Source organism: Paenibacillus canaveralius (assembly GCF_047238265.1).
Taxonomy (GTDB): Bacteria; Bacillota; Bacilli; order Paenibacillales; family NBRC-103111; genus Paenibacillus_F.
This window is the reverse complement of sequence record NZ_JBDFMM010000001.1, coordinates 486290-508832: the sequence shown is the minus strand read 5'-3', so window position 1 is coordinate 508832 and position 22543 is coordinate 486290. Positions and strand designations below refer to the sequence as shown.

Sequence of the window (22543 nt, the reverse complement as noted above, 5' to 3'; positions counted from 1 at the left end):
TGACGAAACCGCGGCGTCCGGTTCGGGGGCCGGCACGATAACGTTAGAGCTGCGGCGGATTATAAGACATGACTGCTGTACCGCATGGCAGTACGCCGGAGTACAGGCAATACGGCGACGGTACGATCATGGCACTACGGGTCGGCACGACGGTACGATCATGGCACGACGGTAAGGCACGTAAAAACGGCGTAACCAGACGGTTACGCCGTTTTGATATGGACGGGCAGGATGATATCGATGGTCGTTCCGAGGCCCGGACGGCTGGATACCCGCAGGGTACCGGCATGGTTCTCGATAATTTTGTTGCTCACCATGAGGCCCAGCCCCGTCCCGTTTGCTTTTGTCGTGAAGAACGGTTCGCCGATCCTCTCCAGGTGGCCGGGCTCGATTCCTTTTCCCTGATCGGCGAAACGGATTCTCACCTTGTTTTTGGGCAGAGCAGCCGCCGTAATATGCAGCAGCCCTCCCTCCGGCATCGCTTCGATCGCATTTTTCACCATATTGATAAAAACCTGTTTAAGCTGGTTAGGATCACAGTCTATCTTCGGGATCGCGCCTTCTTCCTCAAGAATGGCGCTCACCCCCGCCTCTTTGCGCTGGTTATCGAAAAGCTGCAGCGTTTCCCTGAGAAGAGGCAGCACTTCGTGCCGGTCGAACCGGCTGTTCACGGGCTTTGACAGCAGCAGAAAATCTTCAATGATCTCGTTCATCCGGTGTACTTCCGAACTCATCATGCCGAGATAGGGCGCATCGGGCGCCTGTTTCCGCGAAAGCTGCAAAAAGCCCGAGATGATCGTCAGCGGATTACGAAGCTCGTGAGCCATACCCGCGGCCATCTGACCGACGAGAGAAAGCTTCTCGGAGCGTTTGAGCTGGAGCATGATGTCCGCGAACTGACGGATAAGCAGCACGATCAGCAGCAGGATAAAGACCGAGATGCCCAGATACGTCATCGGCGAAAACCGGATTATGATATTCAACCGGTTCTGGAAAATATCGATCAGGCCGGTCAGACAGATAACTCCGATTCCGATCAGCAGCAGCTTCGCTCCCCTGTTTCCTTTCATTGCGCAGGCCGCCGCCCGCACGATTACAAGCGGCATACTGACAATCAGCAGGAGCTGGTACCAATCGACGATCTCCACGACGGAGATTGCGCGGCACGCGTGCAAAAGCAGAACACCCGCACTGTAGACAAGATGCAGCTGCCAGATTCTTCGTATATAGGCGTACCTGCCGGAGCCGAGCAGATGCTCCACAAACATCAAAATGCCGATTACGCCTCCGAACAGAGCGACCAGCTCCGCATAGGTCAGTATGGCCGGATGATCGAACACGAGATAAACGACCGACGACCGGCAGATGCTGTAAATGCCGAAACAGACGGAAAACAAAGTGAAATCGAGAAAAACTTTATGACTTCGCAGCCCGAGAAAAACACAAAAAGCCACGATTCCGGCTAATATGTAGCTGATTCCAAACACGGCCCGGAAAAATTCCTGCCGAACCATCTGCTTGATAAAGCCGCTCTCGGAACCGTACATGGCCCCCTCCTCTATTCCGATATTCCGCGACTCCGACTGGAGATGGATATACAGCATCCCCTGCGAATTATCCGGAAGCGGGACTATTCTTCTCGGCGTCCCGTAATAGCGGTGTTTCCGCCCTTCCTGCCAATCCCCGAAACGATAGGCGAGTCCTTGCTCCGTGTACACTTCCACGTTGTCGAAAGCGCGTATAAGCAGGCTCGGATCGGCCGCTTGGTGGGCAGGAAGCGGCACTCGCAGCCACAAATGGCTGCGGCCCATCCGGTCCTGCGGATTGAGCAGCTTACCGGCGCTTTTCCAATCCTCCAGACTGTCCAGAGGCACTCCGGTTCGTCCGGTTCCCTCTTCCTCCGTCCAGCAGTACTCCCAGTTGTCCAGAAGGACAGGGGGTGCATTCACACGCGTGAGAGAAGCTGTTTCAGCCCGGACGTTTTCCAACCCGGCGAATAAGAAAAGAGCCGCAAATACGAGCCCTAATGCAATAGCTTGAATGAACTTAGTCATGTTCTACCCTCTTGCCAACCTCCATTGCCGATTTTTCGACAATTCTTGGTTTTTCTGTAAGTAGATGTGGTTCTTTACCTACTTTCGATTCGGAAGGACGGTCTTCCTGTCCCTCTATCAAATTTTTATGATTTTCAACAATTATCGACATTTTATGCGAAAAAGATTAGAAATCTCCCGAATTTTTTTGTCGAAATAAAGACCATATTATATGAAGAGAAAGGAGTGTGAGTCATGTCCAAAGACAAAACCATGGACCCTATGAGCCACGAAACGGTTGAAACGGACGGCGTTTATGCGGACGAAGCCGGAAGGGAAGTCACGTTAAAACGGGGCGACAAGTTCCCCGCCGATCTTGTGCTGGGCGAAACGACCTGGGAGATGAAGGGCTTCTCCCTGAACGAAGCGGAAATCGATCATCAGCAAAAAGAAAATACCCCGCCGCGCCTCCATGCGAAAACCGGCGACCGGTAATTGCCGGACAGCGGGCCTCCGGGCCCGTTTTTTTTTACATACGTCTTCCCAACACGCGTATACGCGCCAAAAAGACATAAATCGCAAACGTTAAAGTCCCGTATGCTTGCAGGATTTGGCCTTCCCCTCATACGCACCGGCCGCTGCTCCTTTCGGCTCCAGGTCCCGGGTGCCGCAGGCGCCGATCGTTCTGCGGACGCGCACGTGCCGGGGAATGCGCTGCCGGGCGTCCATATAGCGGGATCGGCACGTCCCTTAGTAATCTTGCCGCCTTGCCTGCCGTATACTGCATGTTCAGCATGTTCAACATCTTCTGCATGTTCTTCGCGTTCCCGGTTATCCGCCGCTGTGGTATAATAAAAGCTTCCATTTCAATGAACGGAAGGAGCCGTTGGGCCGTTATGACGCTTACGCATCAGCGGATTTTTATTGTAACCGGAGGGGCTTTCGGCCCTTGGGCGGACGAGCATCTGAGAACACTGAACCCCGGAACGGATCTCCTCGTCGGAGCCGACCGCGGCGCTCTCCATCTGGTCCGCAGCGGCTATCGCCCCCGGCTTTCGCTCGGGGATTTCGATTCCGTCACGCCGGAGGAACTCGGCGAAATCCGCGGCGGCAGCGAGGAATTTATCGCCTGCGATCCGGTGGACAAGAACTGGACGGATACGGAGCTGGCTTATACGTGGGCGCTTGAGCGCCGCCCCTCGGAAATCATTCTTCTCGGCGCACTGGGCACCCGCCTCGATCATACTCTGGCCAATATTCATCTGCTCCGCAAAGGGACGGAGGCCGGAATCCGCTCCCGGATTATCGATGACCATAACGATATCGAACTGGTACAGGAGAAGATTGAGATTACCGCCGGTCCGTACGCGCAGGTGTCTCTGCTTCCCTTAACGACCGAAGTAACGGGCATTACGCTGACCGGCTTTCAGTACCCGCTGCAAAATGCGACCCTTGAGATCGGACAGTCCCTCGGGATCAGCAATGTGCTTCAAGACGCGCGGGGATCGATTTCCGTCCGCTCGGGGCTTCTTCTCGTGATCAGAAGCAGGGATTAACGGGCTGACGGGACCGGCTCCGGCTCTCCCTCCGCCTTCTGGGATCTTATGTAAGTAAAATGGGTGCATCCTAATCCCGAAAGGCTTATGAAACAAGCTTTCCGGCATGATCCCAATTGGAACATTTTAGTACGTACCGGATTAAAAATCAAACAAGCCCCGGAGCGGCAGAGAGTTTCTCGCCGTTACCGGAGCTTGTTTTTGCGGGCTGCGTCAGGGTTTGCGGAAGCTTCCGATAAAGGGTCCGTTATTTTTGAACGTGTGAAAACCCGCAATTGTCTTCCTATTTTTAAGAAGGAAGCCGGCCTGTCATTAACGCCGCGCCGTCACGTCAGCGCCAGTTCATCCGCTCTCTGAGAGAGGTGATATGGGCGGTATGATGCTTGCCGTGCCACACGTACAGGCCGAGCCCCCGCGCCAGTGTAGTCGGCCCGTTCACCGGATGCAGGAACGTCCGGGCCCAGCCCGCTTCATCCACGGTGCGCAGCCACCTCACCCAGCGGTCGTGCAGCGCGTCCAGCAGCGCCAGCGAAATCTCGGGAGGAGCACTCTTCCCGTCTTCAAGTTCCGCCCACAACTGCTCTTCGTAGGGTTTTATGACGGGCTCATGCTCCGTCGCGCCCAGCTTGAAGCGGACATAGCTGTTCATATGGCTGTCCGCCACATGGTGGATAACCTGACGCACGGTCCAGCCGCCGGGACGGTACGGCGTATCGAGCTGTTCATCGGTCAGACCGGAAGCGGCCCCGCGCAGCAGGGAAGGAGCGGCCGCAAGTTCTCCGAGCCAGCCCTGTATTCGGTCCGGGGAAATCTCTCCCTCGTGCGTAAAAGTTCCGATCGGATAACGTAAATCTTCTCCCATGTCGTTAACGCCTCCTCCGCTTTTGGGCCATTATAGCACAAGCCCCTGCCGCCTTTGAAAGGTTTTCCCTTTTCCTGGACATTACAAGGGTCAATTCTCTCCTCGTCTGCCATGAACTGGCATATAAACGAACAAATAAATCGCGTTCCCGTCAAAAAGTTCGGGTTTTCGACATTTTCTTCTTTTCAAGCGCCTGCTCTCTGAAGTATAATGAAGCCATCATTTAACAGCCAACCGAACACAGCCAGCTCGTATAAAGGCAGGAATAGGCCTGCCAGTCTCTACCCGGTCACCGTAAATGACCGGACTACGGGTGATGACAAATTCCGGATCCACGGAGGGTTTTGCCGCAGAAGACCTTAGCGTCCTCTCTGTGGAAATACCCGATACCGCGGCATTTGCGGTTATTTGCCTTTGTCACTCGATGAACACGGCCCCCAGGGGTCCGGTGCAGATTCGGGTTTTTTGCGTTTTTCGATTCAACTCATTATTTCATTTATGGGGGATGCCAGCATGGAACTTTTACAAAGAAAAATCGAAGCTGAAGGAACGGTCCTGTCCGGACAAGTTCTGAAAGTGGATGCTTTCCTGAATCACCAGATCGACCCGGTTCTGATGTTTGAAATCGGCAAGGAGTTCAGCCGTCTCTTCGCCGGCGAAGGCGTGACGAAGGTCCTGACGCTGGAATCCTCCGGCATTGCCCCGTCCGTAATGGCGGCGCTTGAAATGAAGGTGCCGGTCGTGTTCGCCCGCAAACAGAAATCGCTGACGCTGACCGACAACCTGTATGTGGAGCGCGTCTACTCCTTTACTAAACAGCAAACGAACGAAGTCACCGTGTCCAAAAAGTTCTTGTCCGCCGATGATCGCGTCCTCATTATCGACGACTTCCTCGCCAACGGCGAAGCCGCTCTCGGTCTGGCCAACATCGTCAAAGCGGCCGGAGCTGAAGTAGCGGGAATCGGCATCGTGATCGAAAAATCGTTCCAGCCGGGCGCGGACAAGCTCAAGGCCGCCGGCTACCGCGTCGAGTCGCTTGCCCGCGTAGCTTCGCTGGATAACGGAAAAGTCACCTTTATGAACGACAACGTCTCCGAGGAGGGTACTCATGCTCAACTGGTTTAAGACCGGCTCTCTGGGACTCCAGCACGTTCTCGCCATGTACGCCGGCGCCGTGATCGTCCCGATCATTGTCGCCACCCAGCTGAAACTGCCTCCCGAGCAGCTTTCCTACCTGATCTCGATCGACCTGCTCACCTGCGGAATCGCGACTCTCCTCCAGGTATGGGGCAACCGCATCTTCGGCATTAAGCTGCCCGTGATGCTCGGCTGCGCGTTCCAGGCCGTCGCTCCGATGATCGCCATCGGCGGCCAGCACGGCATGACGGCGATTTACGGCTCCATCATCGCCTCGGGGCTGATCATCTTCGTGTTCGGCGGCCTGCTCGGCAAGCTCGCCCGCTTCTTCCCGCCGGTCGTCACCGGCTCCGTTGTTACCATCATCGGACTGACGCTCATTCCCGTCGCCATCCAAGACATGGGCGGCGGCCAGGGCAGCGCCGATTTCGGCAGTCTGCAAAACCTTGCCCTGTCTTTCGGGGTCCTGCTCTTCATCCTGGTCATGAACCGCTTCTTCGGCGGCTTCATCCGGGCCGTATCCATTCTGCTCGGCCTGATCTTCGGCACGATTGCCGCCGCCTTCATGGGCAAAGTGAGCTTCCAGGGCGTGCTTGACGCTTCGTGGTTCCACATGGTCCAGCCGTTTTACTTCGGCGTTCCGACTTTCCACATCACGTCCATTTTGACCATGACGCTTGTGGCCATCGTATCCGTTATGGAATCGACCGGCGTGTTCATGGCGCTCAGCAAAATTTGCGACAAAGACTTGACGGACCGGGACCTGGCAAGAGGCTACCGCGCGGAAGGACTCGCAAGCGTCATCGGCGGTCTGTTCAACTCCTTCCCTTATACGACTTATTCGCAAAACGTCGGGCTTGTCCAGCTGACAAAAGTCAAAAAGAGAAGCGTGATCGCTTCTGCCGGCGTCATTCTCATCCTGCTCGGCTCCGTGCCTAAAATCGCGGCGCTCACGATGCTGATCCCGACTGCCGTACTCGGCGGCGCAACGATCGCCATGTTCGGAATGGTCGTGTCCTCGGGCATCAAAATGCTGGGCTCGGTAGACCTGAACCAGCATGAAAATCTGCTGGTCGTCGCCTGCTCCGTAGGCATGGGCCTCGGCGTAACGGTAGCGCCGACATTGTTCAGCCACCTTCCCGAGAGCGTACAAATTCTGACCGGCAACGGCATCGTGGCCGGAAGCTTTACGGCGATTGTGCTGAACCTGATTTTTTCCATCGGTAAATCCCGCTCCCAAGCTCCGGATGCCCACAGCGTTCCGGGCCAGGAGAAGCGTGATTTCAGCCTGAAAGCATCCGGCTGATCCGAACAGACTTGCCCGATCAAGGGGACCTCAATCCCCAAGCTTGATCGGTTTCCGAAACCGCTTCGCTCATAGAGCCGAAGCGGTTTTTTTGCATGGGCGCGGCGTTGGTACGGCGATTGGTGCGGCGTTTGATACGGCACTGATTCGGCTTTTGTTGCGGCGGTTGACCAGCATTGATCCTGCATTTAATGCAGCGATTGGTCCGACATTGGTCCGACATTGGTCCGACATTGATCCGGCGTTCGACCCGGCATTCGACCTGCGCCCGCTCCTCTGCCGGGCTTTTACACCCCGGCCCCGGATGCGGTTTACTTGGCGCCAGATTTCGGCCCCTCTTTTGGCGTAAATTCCCGGCTGCACGGCTCTCGGGCAGAGGGGAAATCCCGCCTGCCGTTCCCCCTCCTAATAATCGGGGATGCTCCCGCCGATATAAACGATAAGCGAATCCGGTCCATCGTGTCCGGCGCTTGTACGCATCCATGCGTATCCATGCGTCACTCATAACTCGAAACAGAAGAGGAACCCGATATGAAAACGAAGCTTTTATCTTTGAAAATCATCCTGGCGGTTTTGCTTCTCCTGCCCTTGTTTCCGGCAGGACCCGCACGCGCGGGCCTGACCTCCACTCCGTTTCCCGATGTGGACAGCGCCAAATACAGCTGGGCCGTCCAATCCATCACCTTTATGGCCCAGAGCGGTATTTTGCAGGGATATCCCGACGGCACCTTCCAGCCCGGCCGCTACGTAAGCAAAGCGGAATGGTCGGTGATGGTTTACCGGCTGTTCGACAAATACCGGCCGAGCTTGAGAACGGACGTATTAAATTACAGCAGGGCCTCGTACGGGGACGTCCCCGCTTCCCACTGGGCTTACCGGGAAATCAGCGATACGTTCGTCGGGGTCGCGGATACGACCGTGACCTCCCGTAACGGCAATCCCCTATTTAATCCCGAGTACGCGTTTACCCGCTGGGATCTCGCTCTGATGCTGTACGGGCTCTATGGCATAGACGGAGGGCCCGAATCTACCAACGTTTGCGGCGACATGAACCGGTTCAAGGATATTACGACCCGGCTGTTCAATACCGGGAATGAGCTGGAATCTTTCCGCAAAACGGACTCCCGCTACAATTCCGAGCTGCCCCCGGGCGGGATTTACCCGATTCTTTTCCTGAAAGAGGCGGACGGCACGTGCGGCGCCAATTACGACGACTACAGCGCCCTGGCCGCCAACTCGCTGCTTGAAGTCCACAAAACGGGGATTCTTACGGCGGACGCGAACGGAAAGTTTTATCCGTCGTCCAAGCTGACCCGCGCCGAGGCGGTAACGGTGCTCCACCGGATTCTCGACCACTTGAAGACGCAGGGGGTTCTCGGCAATTATTCCAGCATCAACCCTTCCGGCATTCTACGTCCGGTTCCCATGCCGGCGCCTAAACCCGGCGAAGCCGCGGAAGGACCCGGACCGTTCGACCGCGATCTCCAGCGGGACGGTGAGTTCAACACGATCGTTTACCCGAACGGGAAAAAATACATGCGCCTCGAGCTGACTTCCAAAGATGCCGTGGACCTGTACTTGTACATGAACGGGGACATCGCCTTCCTCCGTCAGGAAGAGCTGCCCCGGTACGTCCAGGTAGACCGCGTCAGCCAGATCGGCATCAAGTCCCAGAGCCGTAATCCCGAGAAGCGTTCGCCGCTGGCCGCTTACCCGGCTACGCTAAAGGTGACGTTCCACGACGAAATTCCCGCGACGGGGACGGGCAACGGTACCGGCACAGGAACGGGCAAGCCGGGCAAAGACAACGGCGGACAAACCGGCGGCGTTACGGCACCGCCCGGAGCGGCGGCCGTGCAGGATCTGAAGAGCCAGGGCGAGATCAACCGGACTTTTGCCCCGAACGGCTCCAAGTATATGAATGTTAACCTGGTCTCCCAAGATAAGGTCGACGTTTATGTCCAGCTCGGGACAGGCACCGCTTTCCTTAAGCAGGAGGAGCTGCCGGCCAAGATCAACGTCCTGGGCATGTCATCGGTAACGGTTAGAACCCAGAGCCGCAATCCGGAGAAACGTACCAGCCAGCAGACCTACAACGCTTACCTGTATGTAACCTTCTCCAACTGACAAGGCCGGTAAAGGTGTTTGCCGAGTTGGGAATGCCTGCACAGGCCCCGTAAGAGCATATGGCGGAAAGGAACCACCCTGCATGCTTGGCAGAAGAAACTCACCGGAAAATTAAAAAGCCCGACAATCAAAATAACGCAAGGTTCTCTAATTGAGATCCTTGCGTTTTTGCACTACCGATTTTGCGGGTCCGGTACGGAGCGGCGGCGGATTAATGCCGCTTCGTTCCCGTTACGGCGCGCATGCTCGACAGAAAATCGCTGTGCGTCAGCATGCCCAGGGACCGCGGATTAGCCCGGCGTCCGTAATTTATCCGCTTACTCTTCGCTGTTGCGGTTGGCCTGATTCACCGCCGCAAGCAGCCGCTTCACCTGCTCCAGCAGCTCGCCGGCCTGCTCCTCGGTTCCGCCCGCGCGGGACATCAGCCGGTCCGGAATGCACGTGCTGGGCTGCTCCAGCGCGCGTCCTTTGTCCGTCAGCGTGATAACGACACTCCGTTCGTCACGGCTCGACCGGGTACGCTTCAGGAGGCCGGAGGCTTCCATTCTTTTGAGCATCGGAGTCAGGGTGCCGGAATCGAGAAAGAGGCGTTCGCCGAGCTCTTTTACGGTCGATTCGTCTTTTTCCCACAGCACGAGCAGCACCAGATACTGAGGGTACGTCAAGCCCAGCTCTTCAAGCATGGGGTGGTACATCCGCGTGATTTCACGCGAACAGGCATATAACGCAAAGCAAAGCTGATTCTCAAGCCTAGGCTTGGATGGTGTATTCATAGGGCCTCAATCCTTATTCTGCTTATTCCGCCAGCAGCTTCTCGATATCCCCGGAAATCTTGGACGGAGCGGTCGTAGGCGCATACCGGCCCACCACGTCACCCGAACGGTTGACGAGAAACTTCGAGAAATTCCATTTGACCTCTTTGGATAAAATTCCTGCCGTATGGCGGGTTAAATATTGGAACAGCGGATGTGCGCCGCTTCCTTTGACATCGATTTTGGAGAACATCGGAAACGTAACGCCGTAATTTACCTGGCAGAACTGCTCGATCTCCTCGTCGGAACCCGGCTCCTGCTCCATAAACTGGTTGCTCGGAAATCCGAGTACGACAAGACCTTGGTCCTTGTAGGCGTCATACAGCTCCTGCAATCCTTGATACTGCGGGGTAAAGCCGCATTTACTCGCCGTGTTGACGATGAGCAGCACTTTGCCCTTGTAATCTTCGAGCGGTTGTTCCTCTCCGTTAATCCGTTGAGCCGTAAACTCATACACACCCATCTTCATAACCTCCCGGGTTTATTCGACTGTTTCCATTAAATTGTGCAAAATTAAAACATCTAAAATTAATATACGTGTGCGGGAAGAAAAAGTCAAATCACCTTGGGAATGGATGCTTGTGGAGCTATCCGCCGCAACCCTGCCCCCTGCGGGGCATTTACGCCGGAACCGGTATCCGCTCCGTTGCTTCAAAATCCGGGCCGGCGTGTACGTCCGGCGATCTCTCCGCTCCGCGGATTTTACACGCTGAAAGTCAGTTTCGCCGCTTCATGGATCGTGGTGCCCGAATGAATGCCCGTCAGAATTCTTTTCATGGAACCCGGCCTGTCGAAGTTGAACACGTGAATGGGCATTCCGTAATCCCGCGCCAGAATAAAAGCGGACTGGTCCATCACCCGCAGATCACGCTGAAGCACGTCGTTGTAATGCAGCGTTTCGTACATGCGGGCGTCGTCGTGCACGTTGGGGTCTTTGTCGTAAACGCCGTCCGCCCCCTGCTTCGCGACCAGAATGGCGTCGCAGTTCACTTCAATGGCCCTCTGAACGGATGGATAATCCGTCGTGACGAAAGGCTGGCCGTTGCCTCCCGCGAAGATGACGATATAGCCTTTTTCCAGGTGGTGGATCGCTCTCAGCCGTATGTACGGCTCCGCCAATGACGAAACGGGAATCGCGGTCATGACGCGTATCTCGGCATTCGTTCTCGCTTTCAGCACACCGCGCAGCATCAGGCTGTTAATGACCGTAGCCAGCGTGCCGATGTTATCGGCCTCCGCCCGCTCGATGCCCCAGTTCTCTCCCATATTGCCGCGAAAAATGTTGCCGCCGCCGATCACCAGCGACACTTCCACGCCCAGCTCCAGCACCGACAAAATTTCACGGGCGATATGCTCCAGCCTCTCCGGGTCGAACCCGAAATCGCCGCTTCCGGCTACCGCTCCTCCGCTCAGCTTGATCAATACGCGTTTGTACTTCATCCCTTCACCTCCGGCAAAAATAAAAAACACCAAAGCCCGAACGGCCTCAGTGTTCCAAACAGGAAATAAGAAACGATGCGAATTTCTGAACGTTCCGGTTCCACCGCTTCATATCCCCACACCTTTCCCAATGTCTCAATAAACTATTATAAGCGTATGAGCAAAGATGGCAAACATGAACGCGGCCCGCCGGATTTCATCACGAAAAATTTACAAAACCGATTCCTTCAAAGGCAGAATCGGGGCCTGAGCAAGCGGCGAGGACAAGACCACGAGCGTAGACGGCTTGCCGAATTCCATAGACGCGTCGATAAAAGTCTCCAGCTCGCGGACGGAGCTTGTCACCAGTTTGGTCAAATAGCTGTACGGCCCCGCGATGCGGTGACATTCCGCAACTTCCGGAACCTGACGGACAAATTCCACATACCTGCGGCAGTGCTCCGTTTCCATGAGGATATAGGCGATGACCGCCTTGCCTACGGCCTCGGGAGAAACGACGGCGCGGTACCCCGTCAACACTCCCTTATCCTCCAGGCGCCGGACCCGCTCGGCGGCCGCCGGGGACGTAAGACCCACCTGCTTGCCGAGCTCCGTCATACTCATTCTCCCGTTCTCCTGAAGCAGCGCGAGTATGCTGCGGTCTGTATGATCCAATCCTTACTCCCCCTGTTCTTTCTTTTTTAAAACAGAGCCGTTCAAAAGCTTTCAAAGTCAAGGCGAACGGATTCTTTTCCTTTCAGTATAACCTGTAATTCCGGCGCTCCGGCAAGTAAAATGAATACCAATCACGAAGGGAGCTGTTAAAGATGCAACTGACTCATAAAGCGGTCCTGCTGGTTATCGATGTCCAGAAGGCGTTTGACGATCCGCGCTGGGGAAGGCGGAACAACCCGGAAGCGGAGAGCAACACCGCTCTTCTGCTGAAAGCCTGGAGAGAGACAGGGCGGCCGGTTATTCATGTTCACCATATCGGGACAACGCCGCAGTCTCTGTTCCGGGCCGGAAGCGCTTCGGTAGAGCCCAAGCCCGAAGCGCTTCCTCTGCCTTACGAGGCCGTTATCCGCAAGTCGGTGAACAGCGCCTTCATCGGCACGGACCTGGAGGCCCGTCTCCGCCTGCTCGGCTGCACCGAGGTGGTCGTCACCGGCCTCACGACCAACCACTGCGTGGAGACGACCTGCCGCATGGCCGGGAACCTCGGGTTCCGTACGATTCTCGCAGCCGACGCTGCGGCGACTTTCGACCGTGCGGGCCCCGACGGACGCCTGCATGCGGCCGAGGACATCCACGCGATGACGCTGGCGAACCTGCACGGCGAGTTCGCCGAGATCGCGGACACCCGCACCCTGCTGAATGCGGTGAATTGACCGTGCCCGGCCGCCAGCCTCTCAGCGCTTAGGCCTACGCGTGCACGCTCCGGATCTTTTCTTCTTTTAGATGACAAAAAGTCCATGGCGTGTATGATTAAAGCAGCGAATGTTTTATGGGGCGGATAAGCCGCATTTTCAATTATTTACAGGGTGAGATAAAACCGTATTCCCGGCTAAGCACCTGATACTTACGACCGAAGATATCCTTATTCCAAAGAAGGTGAACGTATGAAAAGAGGGGTCAGCTTTCTGCTGCCTAACCTTTACGGAACTCCGCTTGCCGACTTGCTGTCCCCCGTTGATCTTTCCGCATACCATTGGCTCGTTGATGGCGTAGAATCCTATATCATTGAGGAAGATACGCTAGGGGGGCCGCTTTTCCCGAATTCCATCGAAACGATGGACGGCGGCCGTTTCAAGGAACGGATCGGCACCGGCAGGCATTACCTGATTTTCGTGGATATCAAAGCGTTTCCGGCGGGCTCAACGGTGCGGGAGATTAAAGATTACGGGCAGTTTACAAACTCCGGCTGCGAGCTTGCCCTGATTATCGTGGATTCGGTTTATGCCGCTCTTTATTGTAAAGATCAAGAACTTCTGGCCCGACTTAAGGAAAATGCCGACCGACAGGGCTACGAAAATATCGCCTATATTACGGACGACAACGATTTCCGTACAAGATTGACGGCGTTTTAGCTCCGTCGATATGGAATTTTTCTCTTAGGCAGGTGTTCTTGGAAAACCGGCAGAGCAAACGAAAATAGGATGCTTCAAAGCAGCAAAGCTCCCAGTTTTAGCGGCTCCGGGGGCAGACTCCATGCACAAAAAGCGGTCCCGGTCATCCGGAACCGCTTTTCCTTTTAAAGACGCCGAGTATCGGTATCAAGCCGTATGGACGTTCTTGGCCGTTTTGCTGTCCAGCGCCTGAAGAACGTGGAGGCCGGCAAACCCGCACAGCCCGATCAGTCCGTAAATCATCCACGGCCAAACCGTGCCGCCGTACTCCCCGATCAGCCACGTGCCCAGGTAGTTGCCGATCGTTCCTCCGACTGCGTAAGAGAGTCCGAAAGCGCCGTAGAAGGCGCCCGTATCTTCGTTCATGCTGTACTCAGCGATCGCAATGTCCACTCCCGGCAGCACAAACGTCTCGCCCGAGGTAAACACCAGCACGCAGAGCAGGATCCACAGTACCGAGGGAACCCACGGAACCGCGAGAAGGCCCAGCCCGATAATCAGCATACCGTATTTGACGATCACGGCCGCCGGCTTCCGCTGAAAAACACCCCGCAGCAGGAACATAAACAGAACCGCGTACAGTCCGTTGAAAATTACGACGCTGCTGACGAGTCGTTCGTTTTCACTCAGCCGGTAAACTTCGAGCGGCAGTGAGACGGACAACTGCGTAAACATGATCCAGAACATCACCATGGCTCCCGAAAAGGCGAGAAACGGTCTGTTGCGCAGCACTTTTTTGTAGCTGTCGAGCATTTTGGCGGAATGCCTGCCTTTCGGAAAGCTTTTGGCCTGGGTCAGCAGCAGCAGCGAAACGAGCAGAAACAGGGCGGCTCCGAAAAGCATCGGGTACGACGTGTGGAAACTGACGAGAACGCCTCCCGTTACGGCCCCCAAAACCGCGCCCGCGTTAAGCGCCTGATTGAAGTAAGTGAACGCGCGTCTTCTCAGAAGATGCGGCAGATTGCCGAACAGCGATTTGATGGAAGGCTCGTACATCGCCGGGCCTATGCCGATAAAACAAGCGGCCAGCACAAGTCCGCCGAAGCTGTCCAGCGCGTAAATCCCCAGGTACCCCAGCGCAGCCAGAAAAGTCCCCGCTACCAGCATCGTGCTGTAGCCGATGCGGTCTCCGATCATGCCGGAAAAGAGCGGCACCACCTGGTTGATGAGCAGGGCAACCGTCAAAACGGTTCCGGACTGCCACGCGGGAAATTGCAGCGTATGGGTCAGATAGACGGCCAGAAAAGTAAAGACGGAAAACCGGCCCATGTTGATGCATACGGTGGCGGCTATGATTTTGCGGGCGAATCCCGGCAGGGTGAGGCTGTTTGTGTCGTGCATGGCGATAACGTCTCCTTCCGGCTGATGAGGAATCTGGCTGACTGCGGCCGTACGGCCCATGAAATCGGTAACAATCCGGACAATATAAAAACGCGACCCCTCGAAAGCGAGAAACCGCGTTATTCCAATGGTTGTATAAAGATGCTGGTGAAGGGAATTGAACCCCCGGCCTACGCATTACGAGTGCGTTGCTCTACCCCTGAGCTACACCAGCATATTCCGAAGCGAATCGTGCCGGGCAAAACCGACATGTATAAGAATATACCCGCCTGCAAAAATTGTCAAGACTCTTTCCGACCTCTTTCGGCTGACAAAAACAGGATCCGACAAACTTGTCCCGATCCCCTTCTTTTAAGGAAAAAACAGCCACGTTTCTTCCCGTATGAAGTCCGTATCCGGTATGATATACTACATACAAACATATGTTCTTTTTTTCTATTCTGAAACGGGAAGGTAACCGGCTATAAATCCTGTCCGCTATGAAAAAGTGACGGCCAAACAAGTGCTGAACCCGGTCAAAACACCGGCGATGCCTTTCGAGCATTCCATTAATCCGTACCGCGGCTGCCAGCACGGATGCAGCTTCTGCTACGCCCGGGCGATGCATGCCTTCCTCGGGCTGAACGGCGACGATACGTTCCGGACGAACATTCTGGTAAAAGAGAACGCCCCCGAGGCGCTGCGGGAACAGCTCCGCAAAGCCGCGCGTTCCCGCAAAGGGCTGGCCGGGATCGGCCGCATCGCCATCGGCACGGCCACCGATCCGTATCAGCAGGCGGAGGGCCGCGCCAAGCTGACGCGCGGCTGCCTGGAGGTGCTCACGGAGTACCCCGTGCCTCTGACGATCACGACCCGGTCCCCGCTGATCCTGCGGGATCTGGACCTGCTCCGGAAGCTGCCCGTCTACGCCGTGAACATCAGCCTGAATACGCTGACCCGGACGACCTGGCGCAACTTCGAGCCGGGAGCCCCTTCGCCGGCGAAACGGCTGGAGACGGTGCGTGCACTGACCGATGCCGGGATACCGGCCGGCATCTTCATGGCTCCCATGCTCCCTTACATTACCGACGGCCGCGATGAGCTTGAAGAGCTGATCGCGGCCGCCTCGGAGCATGGCGCGCAGTTCGTGATGGCGTCGTACCTGCGCCTGAGCGCTTCGGACGTCAAGGTGTGGTTTTTCGAGACGATCCGGCGGCACTACCCGCAGCTCGTCGGCAAATACGCCAGGCTGTATGCAGCCTCCGCCTATGCGCCACGCCAATACCGCGATCCCGTCCGCACGTACATCGACGGACTGCTGGAGCGGTACGGGCTGCGCGACATGGACGAGGAGGATGAGGCGCCTCGTCCGCAGGAGCGGGCGGCTACCGGCCTCCCGGGCCGGTCAAGCGGGAAGCCGCTTGAAGTCGCCTGGGAGCCGCCCGCGGCCGTTCCCGGCTGCGCCGGCGGCGGCTGTGCAGCGGCGAACGCAGGTGCTGCCGGGGACGCCTGTGCGGCGGCGAGTGCAGATGCGGCCGGGAACGGCGGCTTCACCGGAGCGGCCCGAGACAGCGCAGGCCGCGGGGATTTCGCCGGCGGCCCGGACGCTTCGGGGCAGCGCGCCGGGACACCCGCCCCCGCTCGGGCGGCAGCAGCTCGGGCAGACGCGACCGCGGACGGCACGAAAGCCGGGGCGGGATCGCCTCGGCCGCCGGGGTCAGACTCGCCTCCGGCGCAGCTCGTGTTCTCCTTTTAGACGTTGCGCTCTGAGGACGCTTTGCCTTTGTCGGCGCCTTATTAGAGCCCCGGTTGATCCGGGCTCTTTTTTCGTTTACGCTTCAAGATAAGACAACGGCTGGAGGCGCGTTCCGGTAAAGCGGGAGCTAAACTCCCCCGGAAATGCGGAACTTATTTTACTGACAAACGGGACTGCTCCGCCCGACTGCCTCCCACAACTGACGTGATCTGCCGAATCTCCGGACATCTCGAGCCCGGCGGCGGATAACGCAATTATGCGCAGCGATAGTGCGCAGTGATTGTGTACCACGATTGTGCACAGTGATCGTGTACAACGATTGTTCGCAGCGTTGTTCGCAGCGCCCGTACGCAGGGGCTCTGGCCCGCTACTTTTTATAGAAAGAAGGAATTTCATGACTCCCGAAATGTTCGATATTTACGACGAAGACGCCAACCGGATCGGGACCGCTTCACGCGAGGAAGTCCATACGGCCGGATACTGGCATCAGACCTTTCACTGCTGGCTTGTCCGGCCGGAGGGGGAGGGACGCATGGTGCTGTTTCAGCTGCGTTCGTCTTCCAAGGATACGTTCCCGGACAAGTTCGATATTACGGCGGCGGGCCATCTGACCGCGGGTGAAACGATCCAGGGCGCGTCCCGCGAGCTTCAGGAGGAGCTGGGCCTCCGCGTTCCGTTCGACAGGCTTTCCCTTCTGTTTACCGTGCGCACTGATGAGCGGGGAACCGTGCGCGGCAAAACGTTTATCGACCGTGAAATCAGCCATGTGTTCGGTTATGCCAGCGATTGGCCCCTTGAGGCGTACACGCTTCAGGAGGAAGAAGTCTCCGGGCTGTACGAGGCGGAGCTTCACCGGCTGGCCGCTCTTTTCGAGGGCACGGTGGATTCGCTGGAAGTCCGCGGCGTACTGGCACAACCTGCGAACGGCGGCGGGGACGGCGGCCTGTCTCAAGCCGGTTCCGACGCCGTATCGGTCCGGACCGTCACCAAGGAGGATTTCGTCCCCCACCCGGACGATTACTATCTGCGCGTGTTTGAGCTGCTCGCGAAGATCTAGGCACTCATACGGGCATGGAGGAATACGATGGAGCATGATATTCGCCTATCCTTATCATTCAGGAGGTTCAGCATGTATCCCATCTATCCTTATACCGGAAAAGAAACGAAATGCGAGGAACAGCCGATTCCGTTTCCCGCGCAGCATCAGCCCCGCCAGCCCGGCATCGAATCCGAAATGGTTCCCCGGCCGATCGCCGAAAACCCTTATTACACGGGCAGCGGCAAGCTGCTGGACCGCGTGGCCCTCATTACAGGCGGAGACAGCGGCATCGGACGCGCGACGGCTATTTCCTTCGCCAAAGAAGGCGCTGCGGTGGCTATCGTATTTCTGTACGAATGGAGCGACGCCGAAGAGACCCGCGCCCGGATCGAGCAGCTCGGCGGACGCTGTCTCCTGATTCAGGCGGATTTGCGGGCGAAAGCCGCCAGCTGCGAGGCCGTCGCCAAAACGTTATCGGCATTCGGCAGACTGGATATTCTGGTGAATAACCATGCCGTTCAATTCCCGCAGCAAAGCATTCTGGATATTTCCGAGGAGCAGCTTTACGATACGTACCGGACCAATATTTTTCCGTTCTTCTTCCTGACCCAGGCGGCTCTGCCCCATCTGTGCTGCGGATCTTCCATCATCAACACCGCCTCCATCACGGCGTACAGAGGCCAGAAAGACCTGATCGACTACTCGTCTACCAAAGGCGCCATCGTCTCCTTTACGCGTTCTCTGGCCCTGTCGCTCGTGGACGAAGGCATCCGGGTAAACGCGGTAGCTCCGGGCCCTATCTGGACGCCTCTTATTCCTTCCAGCTTTTCGGCCGAAAAAGTCCGTATCTTCGGGGCGGAAGTGCCGATGAAACGGGCCGGTCAGCCTTTCGAGCTGGCTCCCGCCTATGTGTACCTGGCAAGCGACGACTCCAGCTACGTGACCGGACAGACCATTCACGTTAACGGCGGGGGAATGGTCACGTCTTAAACCGACCGGTAAAGCCGTCTTATCCTACGGTGAGGCGGCCGGTCAGCCGTCACCCAGCAATCCTTTATTGCTTTATCAGAGTAAAAGACCTATAATACTTCCCTACACTAAATTTCATGCACATAAGCAATAAAGGAGTCCTTATTTATGTCTAACGAGCCGCGCAAACTCGGTTTGCTCCCTCTCATTTCCCTTGTCGTAGGTTCCATGATCGGCGGAGGGATTTTCAGCATGCCTGCCGATATGGCGCAGGATGCGGGAAGCGGCGCCGCCCTGATCGGCTGGGCGCTGACCGGCGTCGGAGTCATCATGCTTGCCTTAACCTTCCAAAGTCTCGCCAACCGGCTGCCAAGCCTGGATAACGGCATCGTCCGCTACGCCGAAACCGGCTTCGGCCGCTTCGTCGGCTTTATAAGCGCCTGGGGCTACTGGCTCGCCAATATGATCACGATCGTGGCAAGCTCGGTGCTGCTGTTCGGCGCTCTCGATTATTTCATTCCCGTATTCGACGGCGGCAATAACGTCCTGGCCATCGTATGCGCTTCGCTGCTCGTATGGCTGCTCCACAGTTTACAACTCTCGGGAATCCGGGAAGCGACTCTCGTCCATATCGTAACGACGATGGCCAAGCTTATCCCGATCCTGGTCTTTATAGCGGCGCTGGCGACCGTCTTTCATTCGCCGACCTTTATCGCGGACCTGTGGAAAACCGCCGCGGAAGCCGCCGGGTCTCCCATCCGGCTCACGGATATAGGGAGCCAGGTAAAGCAGGCGATGTTTATTACCGTCTGGGCGTTCCTCGGCGTAGAAGGCGCCGTGGTACTGTCCGGCCGCGCCAAGCGCAAATCGGACGTCGGCAAAGCGACCGTCATCGGCCTCATCGGCACGCTCGTCCTGTACATGCTCGTGTCGCTGCTTTCTTACGGAGCGATGAGCAGAGCGGCCCTCGCCTCGCTTCCTACGCCGTCGGCCGCCTATGTGCTGGAAGCGGCAGTCGGCAAGTGGGGCGCTGTCCTGATCAACGCCGGACTCATCGTCTCTCTGCTCGGGCTCCTGCTCGGCATGTCGCTGCTTTCCGCGGAGACGCTCTACGTAGCCGGGAAGCAGAAACTCATGCCGGCCTGGCTTTCCGGCGAGAACAAGAACGGCGCCCCCAAAGGCGCGCTCTGGATGACGACAGGGTCCGTCCAGCTTTTCCTGATCCTGGTCGTTACCGCCTCGTCCACCTACCACGCGCTTTATCTTGTCGCGACGACGGCGGCGCTTATGCCTTACCTGCTGTCTTCGCTCTTTCTCGTCAAAACGGCAATCGTGGGAAAAGCCTACACTCCGCACAATTCGCCCGGGGAATCGCCCCTCTGGAACGGACCGCGCAAGCGGGAGCTGGCTTATGGAGCCGCCGCTACGCTCTATTCGCTGTTTCTTCTCTATGCGGCAGGGCTGACAAATCTGCTCTATGTGTGCATGCTTTACACCCTGGGTCTTGCCTTCTACTCCTTCTCGGGAAGGGAAAAAGGCATCCGGGCGATGTACGAGCCCGCCGAAGCTTTCGCCGCCTCGGCGATCATCGTGCTGGGACTCTACTCGGCTATCCAGTTCATATCCGGGCATGCCGGGTAAGCCTTTCCGGCGTACATCCGGATAAGCAAGGCTCCAAGCCGCGGCGCGATAACCGAGAAAACAACGCAGGCCCCTTAATCGGGGCCTTTTTTTGATCCGGCAGCTTACGGAAAGGCTGGCGGCGCACCCTCATGTGGTACCAAGCGGCCTGGAGGTGTCGCCCAAGGTTCGACGAACCGACGCGCAGCGTCTCAACACATGCGTCGGAATCGCGGAGCTAGCACCGGTGTTCCGGGCAGCATATGCGGATCGCGCAGTCTCTCTAGTCGATAAGTACGGTCGCACAACGTCAGCTAAACACATGAAAAACCGCACGGCCTCCATAGAAGCACGCGCGGTTTCCGGCAGGCCGGTGCGGCCCGCCTTTTTTGTATAAGACTACTTGATCGTAAAAGCGGAAGCCAGCTTCTGCATCTCTTCCGCCATGGAACTGAGCGACTCGGCCGACGAAGAAATATCGTTCATCGAATGAAGCTGGCCGTTCATGCTCCGGGCGACCTGCTGCATCTGATTCAGCGTCTGCTTCGAGATATCGACCATTTCCTGCGAAGAAGCGGACACTTCTTCCGTGCCTGCCGAGATTTCCTGGGTGGCTGCGGACACTTCTTCAATCTGGGCGGACACATCCAGGATAGCCGTCTGGATGGAACGGAACGACTGCGCCATCGCGTTCATCAAGTCTTCGCCCTGGGCGACTTCTTCCAGACTGCTCTCAATGGACTCCGTACTTTTCCCCGTGGCGGCGACGATTTCATCCAAAATCTCCTGGATCTCCACGGTCGAGTGACTTGTCTGCTCCGCGAGCTTCTTGACCTCACCCGCCACAACGGCAAAACCCCGGCCGTGTTCGCCGGCTCTTGCGGCTTCTATGGACGCGTTAAGGGACAGCAGGTTCGTCTGGCGGGCGATATCGGAAATCGTGCCGGCGATCTTCTGGATTTGCGCGGATTTCTCCTGCAGCGAATAAATCGTGCCCGCCGAATCCCGTACGTTGCTTCCCACGACCTTCATCTGGTTCAGCGTCCGCTCGACGGTCTCGCTGCCCAGGTTGACCTCGGAACGCACGCTGTCCGTCGTTTCGGCCACCTGGGTGGAGGAAGCCGCGATTTTCTGGATGCCGATCGCCATCTCCTCCATGGCCTGGGCGGTCTGCTGTGCCGCGTCATGCTGGGTTTCGGCCCCGACGGCCGTGGAATTGGCCGTTTCGGACGTGCGGGAAGCTACGCCTGCCGATTCGGCGGAGATAGCCGTCAGTTCTTCGCTGGACGACGCCATATGATCGATCGCGTTTTTCATCCGGTCCAGGATGGAGCCGAACGAATCCATCATGCCGTTAATGTCCGCATTGAGCAGGCCCATTTCGTCTTTCCCCTTCACGTCCAGCCTTCCGGTCAGATCGCCGCCGGCGGCTTTGCGCATCATCCCCGAAATGTTCATCAGCGGACGCAGGATAGCGCGGGAAGCGAGGATCGAAATCAGAATAACCAGAAGCACGGATACCGCGATAATGACGCCGGCCAGCGTTTTCGCCTTGGTCACCGTACTGTACACCTCGGTTTTCGGAGCGCTTATAAACAGCTTCCAGCCGGTTTTCTGCACTTCGGAGTAAGCCAGAGTAGCCTCTCCTACCGTTCCGTCGTCGGCGTATAAATAACCCGTTTTGTCCGCGGAGGCCGCGAGCTTATTGTCCAGATCCGGCGCCATATCTTTGGCCGGTTTACCGATATCCGCGGGGTCCGGATGGAGGAGAATATTGCCGCTGTCGGACAGCAGGAAGGCATAGCCTTTTTCCCCGAAATGAATCCGCGATACGAGCGAAACGATCTGTTTCGGGCTCACGATCGCTTGAATAAGTCCGGCATATTCACCGTTCTTGTCCAGAATCGGCTGGTCGATGATGATAATATCTTCCTTGGAGCCGACATCTTTCAAAATATCCGTGACGGCCAGCTTTTTGGACGTTTTCGCGTTTTTAACGTTCTGGAAAGCCGATACGTCCGTAACTCCGCCTTCCGTGCCGTGAGAAATATCTTTGCGGTCGATGTAGGCAAAATAGAACATTTCAGGATCACTGTCCTGCAAAATTTTCAGATAAGGCAGCACTTCTTTCTCGGAAGCGGCCACCGCAAATTCAGGATGCGCCTTTACGAGTCCTTCCACGGCGTTTATTTTCTGCCCCATCCACAAGTCGATATCGGCCGCGCCCATTTCTGCGCGTATTCTCATGTTTTCTTGGGTTTGCTTAGAAATGTAGCCATTGGAATTCGTCATCAGGATAAGAGTCGCCGCAATTAAGGGGACCGACGTAATTACAAGCAAAAGCAGGGAAATTTTGATCCGCAAAGACAAATCACGGAATGTAAAGGTTAAACCGGGTTTCATCAATTTCACTCCTTGACAGGTTTCAATTTCTATGTCATCTATCCCCATTTTCGACAAC

The 22543-nt window shown here is 56.7% G+C and carries 19 protein-coding genes, 1 tRNA gene and 1 riboswitch; of the genes, 11 read left to right on the top strand and 9 right to left on the bottom strand.

Features of this window, described 5'->3' with window-relative positions; translation table 11 throughout:
• Window positions 1-203 precede the first annotated feature (203 nt).
• A complete protein-coding gene (locus tag ABC395_RS02285) occupies window positions 204-2054 on the bottom strand; it encodes an ATP-binding protein (protein WP_413000416.1) in 1851 nt (616 codons plus the stop codon).
• A 234-nt stretch (window positions 2055-2288) separates the two neighbouring features.
• Between ABC395_RS02285 and ABC395_RS02280 the strand changes: the two genes are divergently transcribed.
• On the top strand, window positions 2289-2528 hold the full coding sequence (locus ABC395_RS02280) for a hypothetical protein (protein ID WP_413000415.1): 240 nt from the start codon (window positions 2289-2291) through the stop codon (window positions 2526-2528).
• 401 nt (window positions 2529-2929) lie between these two features.
• Window positions 2930-3589: a thiamine diphosphokinase gene (locus ABC395_RS02275; RefSeq protein WP_413000414.1), complete on the top strand. Its 660-nt coding sequence runs from the start codon at window positions 2930-2932 to the stop codon at window positions 3587-3589.
• A 331-nt stretch (window positions 3590-3920) separates the two neighbouring features.
• On the opposite strand, the gene ABC395_RS02270 is transcribed toward ABC395_RS02275, so the two are convergent.
• Window positions 3921-4451, bottom strand: a complete 531-nt coding sequence (locus tag ABC395_RS02270) for a YfiT family bacillithiol transferase (protein ID WP_413000413.1) — start codon at window positions 4449-4451, stop codon at window positions 3921-3923.
• A 229-nt stretch (window positions 4452-4680) separates the two neighbouring features.
• Window positions 4681-4781: riboswitch (purine riboswitch) on the top strand.
• 183 nt (window positions 4782-4964) lie between these two features.
• Here ABC395_RS02270 and ABC395_RS02265 point away from each other — a divergent pair.
• The 3 genes from ABC395_RS02265 (at window position 4965) to ABC395_RS02255 (ending at window position 9021) form a co-directional block, all read left to right on the top strand.
• The gene (locus ABC395_RS02265) at window positions 4965-5576 is read left to right on the top strand and encodes a xanthine phosphoribosyltransferase (RefSeq protein ID WP_413000412.1); all 612 of its coding nucleotides are present in this window, start codon (window positions 4965-4967) and stop codon (window positions 5574-5576) included.
• Window positions 5560-6894: a nucleobase:cation symporter-2 family protein gene (locus ABC395_RS02260; protein ID WP_413000411.1), complete on the top strand. Its 1335-nt coding sequence runs from the start codon at window positions 5560-5562 to the stop codon at window positions 6892-6894. The genes ABC395_RS02265 and ABC395_RS02260 overlap by 17 nt, the downstream gene beginning before the upstream one ends.
• Before the next feature lie 531 nt (window positions 6895-7425).
• Window positions 7426-9021, top strand: coding sequence for an S-layer homology domain-containing protein (locus ABC395_RS02255; protein ID WP_413000410.1), 1596 nt, complete (start codon window positions 7426-7428; stop codon window positions 9019-9021).
• A 317-nt stretch (window positions 9022-9338) separates the two neighbouring features.
• On the opposite strand, the gene ABC395_RS02250 is transcribed toward ABC395_RS02255, so the two are convergent.
• The 4 genes from ABC395_RS02250 to ABC395_RS02235 all read right to left on the bottom strand — a co-directional run bounded on the left by ABC395_RS02250 (window position 9339) and on the right by ABC395_RS02235 (window position 11927).
• Window positions 9339-9794: a MarR family winged helix-turn-helix transcriptional regulator gene (locus tag ABC395_RS02250; RefSeq protein ID WP_413000409.1), complete on the bottom strand. Its 456-nt coding sequence runs from the start codon at window positions 9792-9794 to the stop codon at window positions 9339-9341.
• 22 nt (window positions 9795-9816) lie between these two features.
• Window positions 9817-10296, bottom strand: a complete 480-nt coding sequence (locus ABC395_RS02245) for a glutathione peroxidase (protein WP_413000408.1) — start codon at window positions 10294-10296, stop codon at window positions 9817-9819.
• Between the two features lie 239 nt (window positions 10297-10535).
• Window positions 10536-11273 (bottom strand): UMP kinase, encoded by a 738-nt coding sequence (gene pyrH / locus ABC395_RS02240; RefSeq protein ID WP_413000407.1) that lies wholly within the window; start codon window positions 11271-11273, stop codon window positions 10536-10538.
• A gap of 210 nt (window positions 11274-11483) precedes the next feature.
• Entirely contained in the window at window positions 11484-11927 is a 444-nt protein-coding gene (locus ABC395_RS02235) for an Lrp/AsnC family transcriptional regulator (RefSeq protein ID WP_413000406.1), read from the bottom strand.
• Window positions 11928-12085: 158 nt separating this feature from the next.
• Between ABC395_RS02235 and ABC395_RS02230 the strand changes: the two genes are divergently transcribed.
• Together ABC395_RS02230 and ABC395_RS02225 are read left to right on the top strand one after the other, a co-directional pair.
• Complete coding sequence (locus ABC395_RS02230) at window positions 12086-12640, top strand: cysteine hydrolase family protein (protein WP_413006671.1); 555 nt, start codon at window positions 12086-12088, stop codon at window positions 12638-12640.
• A gap of 231 nt (window positions 12641-12871) precedes the next feature.
• Window positions 12872-13339 carry a DUF2691 family protein gene (locus tag ABC395_RS02225; RefSeq protein WP_413000405.1) on the top strand — a complete coding sequence of 156 codons (468 nt, stop codon included), beginning with the start codon at window positions 12872-12874 and terminating at the stop codon, window positions 13337-13339.
• Window positions 13340-13525: 186 nt separating this feature from the next.
• On the opposite strand, the gene ABC395_RS02220 is transcribed toward ABC395_RS02225, so the two are convergent.
• Both ABC395_RS02220 and ABC395_RS02215 read right to left on the bottom strand, forming a co-directional pair.
• Window positions 13526-14719: an MFS transporter gene (locus ABC395_RS02220; protein WP_413000404.1), complete on the bottom strand. Its 1194-nt coding sequence runs from the start codon at window positions 14717-14719 to the stop codon at window positions 13526-13528.
• Window positions 14720-14861: 142 nt separating this feature from the next.
• Window positions 14862-14933 (bottom strand) — tRNA-Thr (locus ABC395_RS02215).
• 273 nt (window positions 14934-15206) lie between these two features.
• Between ABC395_RS02215 and ABC395_RS02210 the strand changes: the two genes are divergently transcribed.
• The 4 genes from ABC395_RS02210 (at window position 15207) to ABC395_RS02195 (ending at window position 20103) form a co-directional block, all read left to right on the top strand.
• On the top strand, window positions 15207-16454 hold the full coding sequence (locus ABC395_RS02210) for an SPL family radical SAM protein (RefSeq protein WP_413000403.1): 1248 nt from the start codon (window positions 15207-15209) through the stop codon (window positions 16452-16454).
• Window positions 16455-16848: 394 nt separating this feature from the next.
• Window positions 16849-17511 carry an NUDIX hydrolase gene (locus ABC395_RS02205; RefSeq protein ID WP_413000402.1) on the top strand — a complete coding sequence of 221 codons (663 nt, stop codon included), beginning with the start codon at window positions 16849-16851 and terminating at the stop codon, window positions 17509-17511.
• 72 nt (window positions 17512-17583) lie between these two features.
• Window positions 17584-18483, top strand: coding sequence for an SDR family oxidoreductase (locus ABC395_RS02200; protein ID WP_413000401.1), 900 nt, complete (start codon window positions 17584-17586; stop codon window positions 18481-18483).
• Window positions 18484-18630: 147 nt separating this feature from the next.
• The gene (locus tag ABC395_RS02195) at window positions 18631-20103 is read left to right on the top strand and encodes a basic amino acid/polyamine antiporter (protein WP_413000400.1); all 1473 of its coding nucleotides are present in this window, start codon (window positions 18631-18633) and stop codon (window positions 20101-20103) included.
• A 378-nt stretch (window positions 20104-20481) separates the two neighbouring features.
• On the opposite strand, the gene ABC395_RS02190 is transcribed toward ABC395_RS02195, so the two are convergent.
• Complete coding sequence (locus ABC395_RS02190) at window positions 20482-22485, bottom strand: methyl-accepting chemotaxis protein (protein WP_413000399.1); 2004 nt, start codon at window positions 22483-22485, stop codon at window positions 20482-20484.
• Window positions 22486-22543 lie beyond the last annotated feature (58 nt).

Excerpts from the sequence above, each read along its gene's own strand:
- ABC395_RS02195 (WP_413000400.1), top strand. The coding sequence starts at position 18,631 with ATGTCTAACGAGCCGCGCAAACTCGGTTTGCTCCCTCTCATTTCCCTT.
- ABC395_RS02280 (WP_413000415.1), top strand. The coding sequence starts at position 2,289 with ATGTCCAAAGACAAAACCATGGACCCTATGAGCCACGAAACGGTTGAA.
- ABC395_RS02245 (WP_413000408.1), bottom strand. The coding sequence starts at position 10,296 with ATGGGTGTGTATGAGTTTACGGCTCAACGGATTAACGGAGAGGAACAA.
- ABC395_RS02220 (WP_413000404.1), bottom strand. The coding sequence starts at position 14,719 with ATGCACGACACAAACAGCCTCACCCTGCCGGGATTCGCCCGCAAAATC.
- ABC395_RS02200 (WP_413000401.1), top strand. The coding sequence starts at position 17,584 with ATGTATCCCATCTATCCTTATACCGGAAAAGAAACGAAATGCGAGGAA.
- ABC395_RS02255 (WP_413000410.1), top strand. The coding sequence starts at position 7,426 with ATGAAAACGAAGCTTTTATCTTTGAAAATCATCCTGGCGGTTTTGCTT.
- ABC395_RS02270 (WP_413000413.1), bottom strand. The coding sequence starts at position 4,451 with ATGGGAGAAGATTTACGTTATCCGATCGGAACTTTTACGCACGAGGGA.
- ABC395_RS02285 (WP_413000416.1), bottom strand. The coding sequence starts at position 2,054 with ATGACTAAGTTCATTCAAGCTATTGCATTAGGGCTCGTATTTGCGGCT.
- ABC395_RS02205 (WP_413000402.1), top strand. The coding sequence starts at position 16,849 with ATGACTCCCGAAATGTTCGATATTTACGACGAAGACGCCAACCGGATC.
- ABC395_RS02250 (WP_413000409.1), bottom strand. The coding sequence starts at position 9,794 with ATGAATACACCATCCAAGCCTAGGCTTGAGAATCAGCTTTGCTTTGCG.
- ABC395_RS02260 (WP_413000411.1), top strand. The coding sequence starts at position 5,560 with ATGCTCAACTGGTTTAAGACCGGCTCTCTGGGACTCCAGCACGTTCTC.
- ABC395_RS02275 (WP_413000414.1), top strand. The coding sequence starts at position 2,930 with ATGACGCTTACGCATCAGCGGATTTTTATTGTAACCGGAGGGGCTTTC.
- ABC395_RS02225 (WP_413000405.1), top strand. The coding sequence starts at position 12,872 with ATGAAAAGAGGGGTCAGCTTTCTGCTGCCTAACCTTTACGGAACTCCG.
- ABC395_RS02265 (WP_413000412.1), top strand. The coding sequence starts at position 4,965 with ATGGAACTTTTACAAAGAAAAATCGAAGCTGAAGGAACGGTCCTGTCC.
- ABC395_RS02190 (WP_413000399.1), bottom strand. The coding sequence starts at position 22,485 with ATGAAACCCGGTTTAACCTTTACATTCCGTGATTTGTCTTTGCGGATC.
- pyrH (WP_413000407.1), bottom strand. The coding sequence starts at position 11,273 with ATGAAGTACAAACGCGTATTGATCAAGCTGAGCGGAGGAGCGGTAGCC.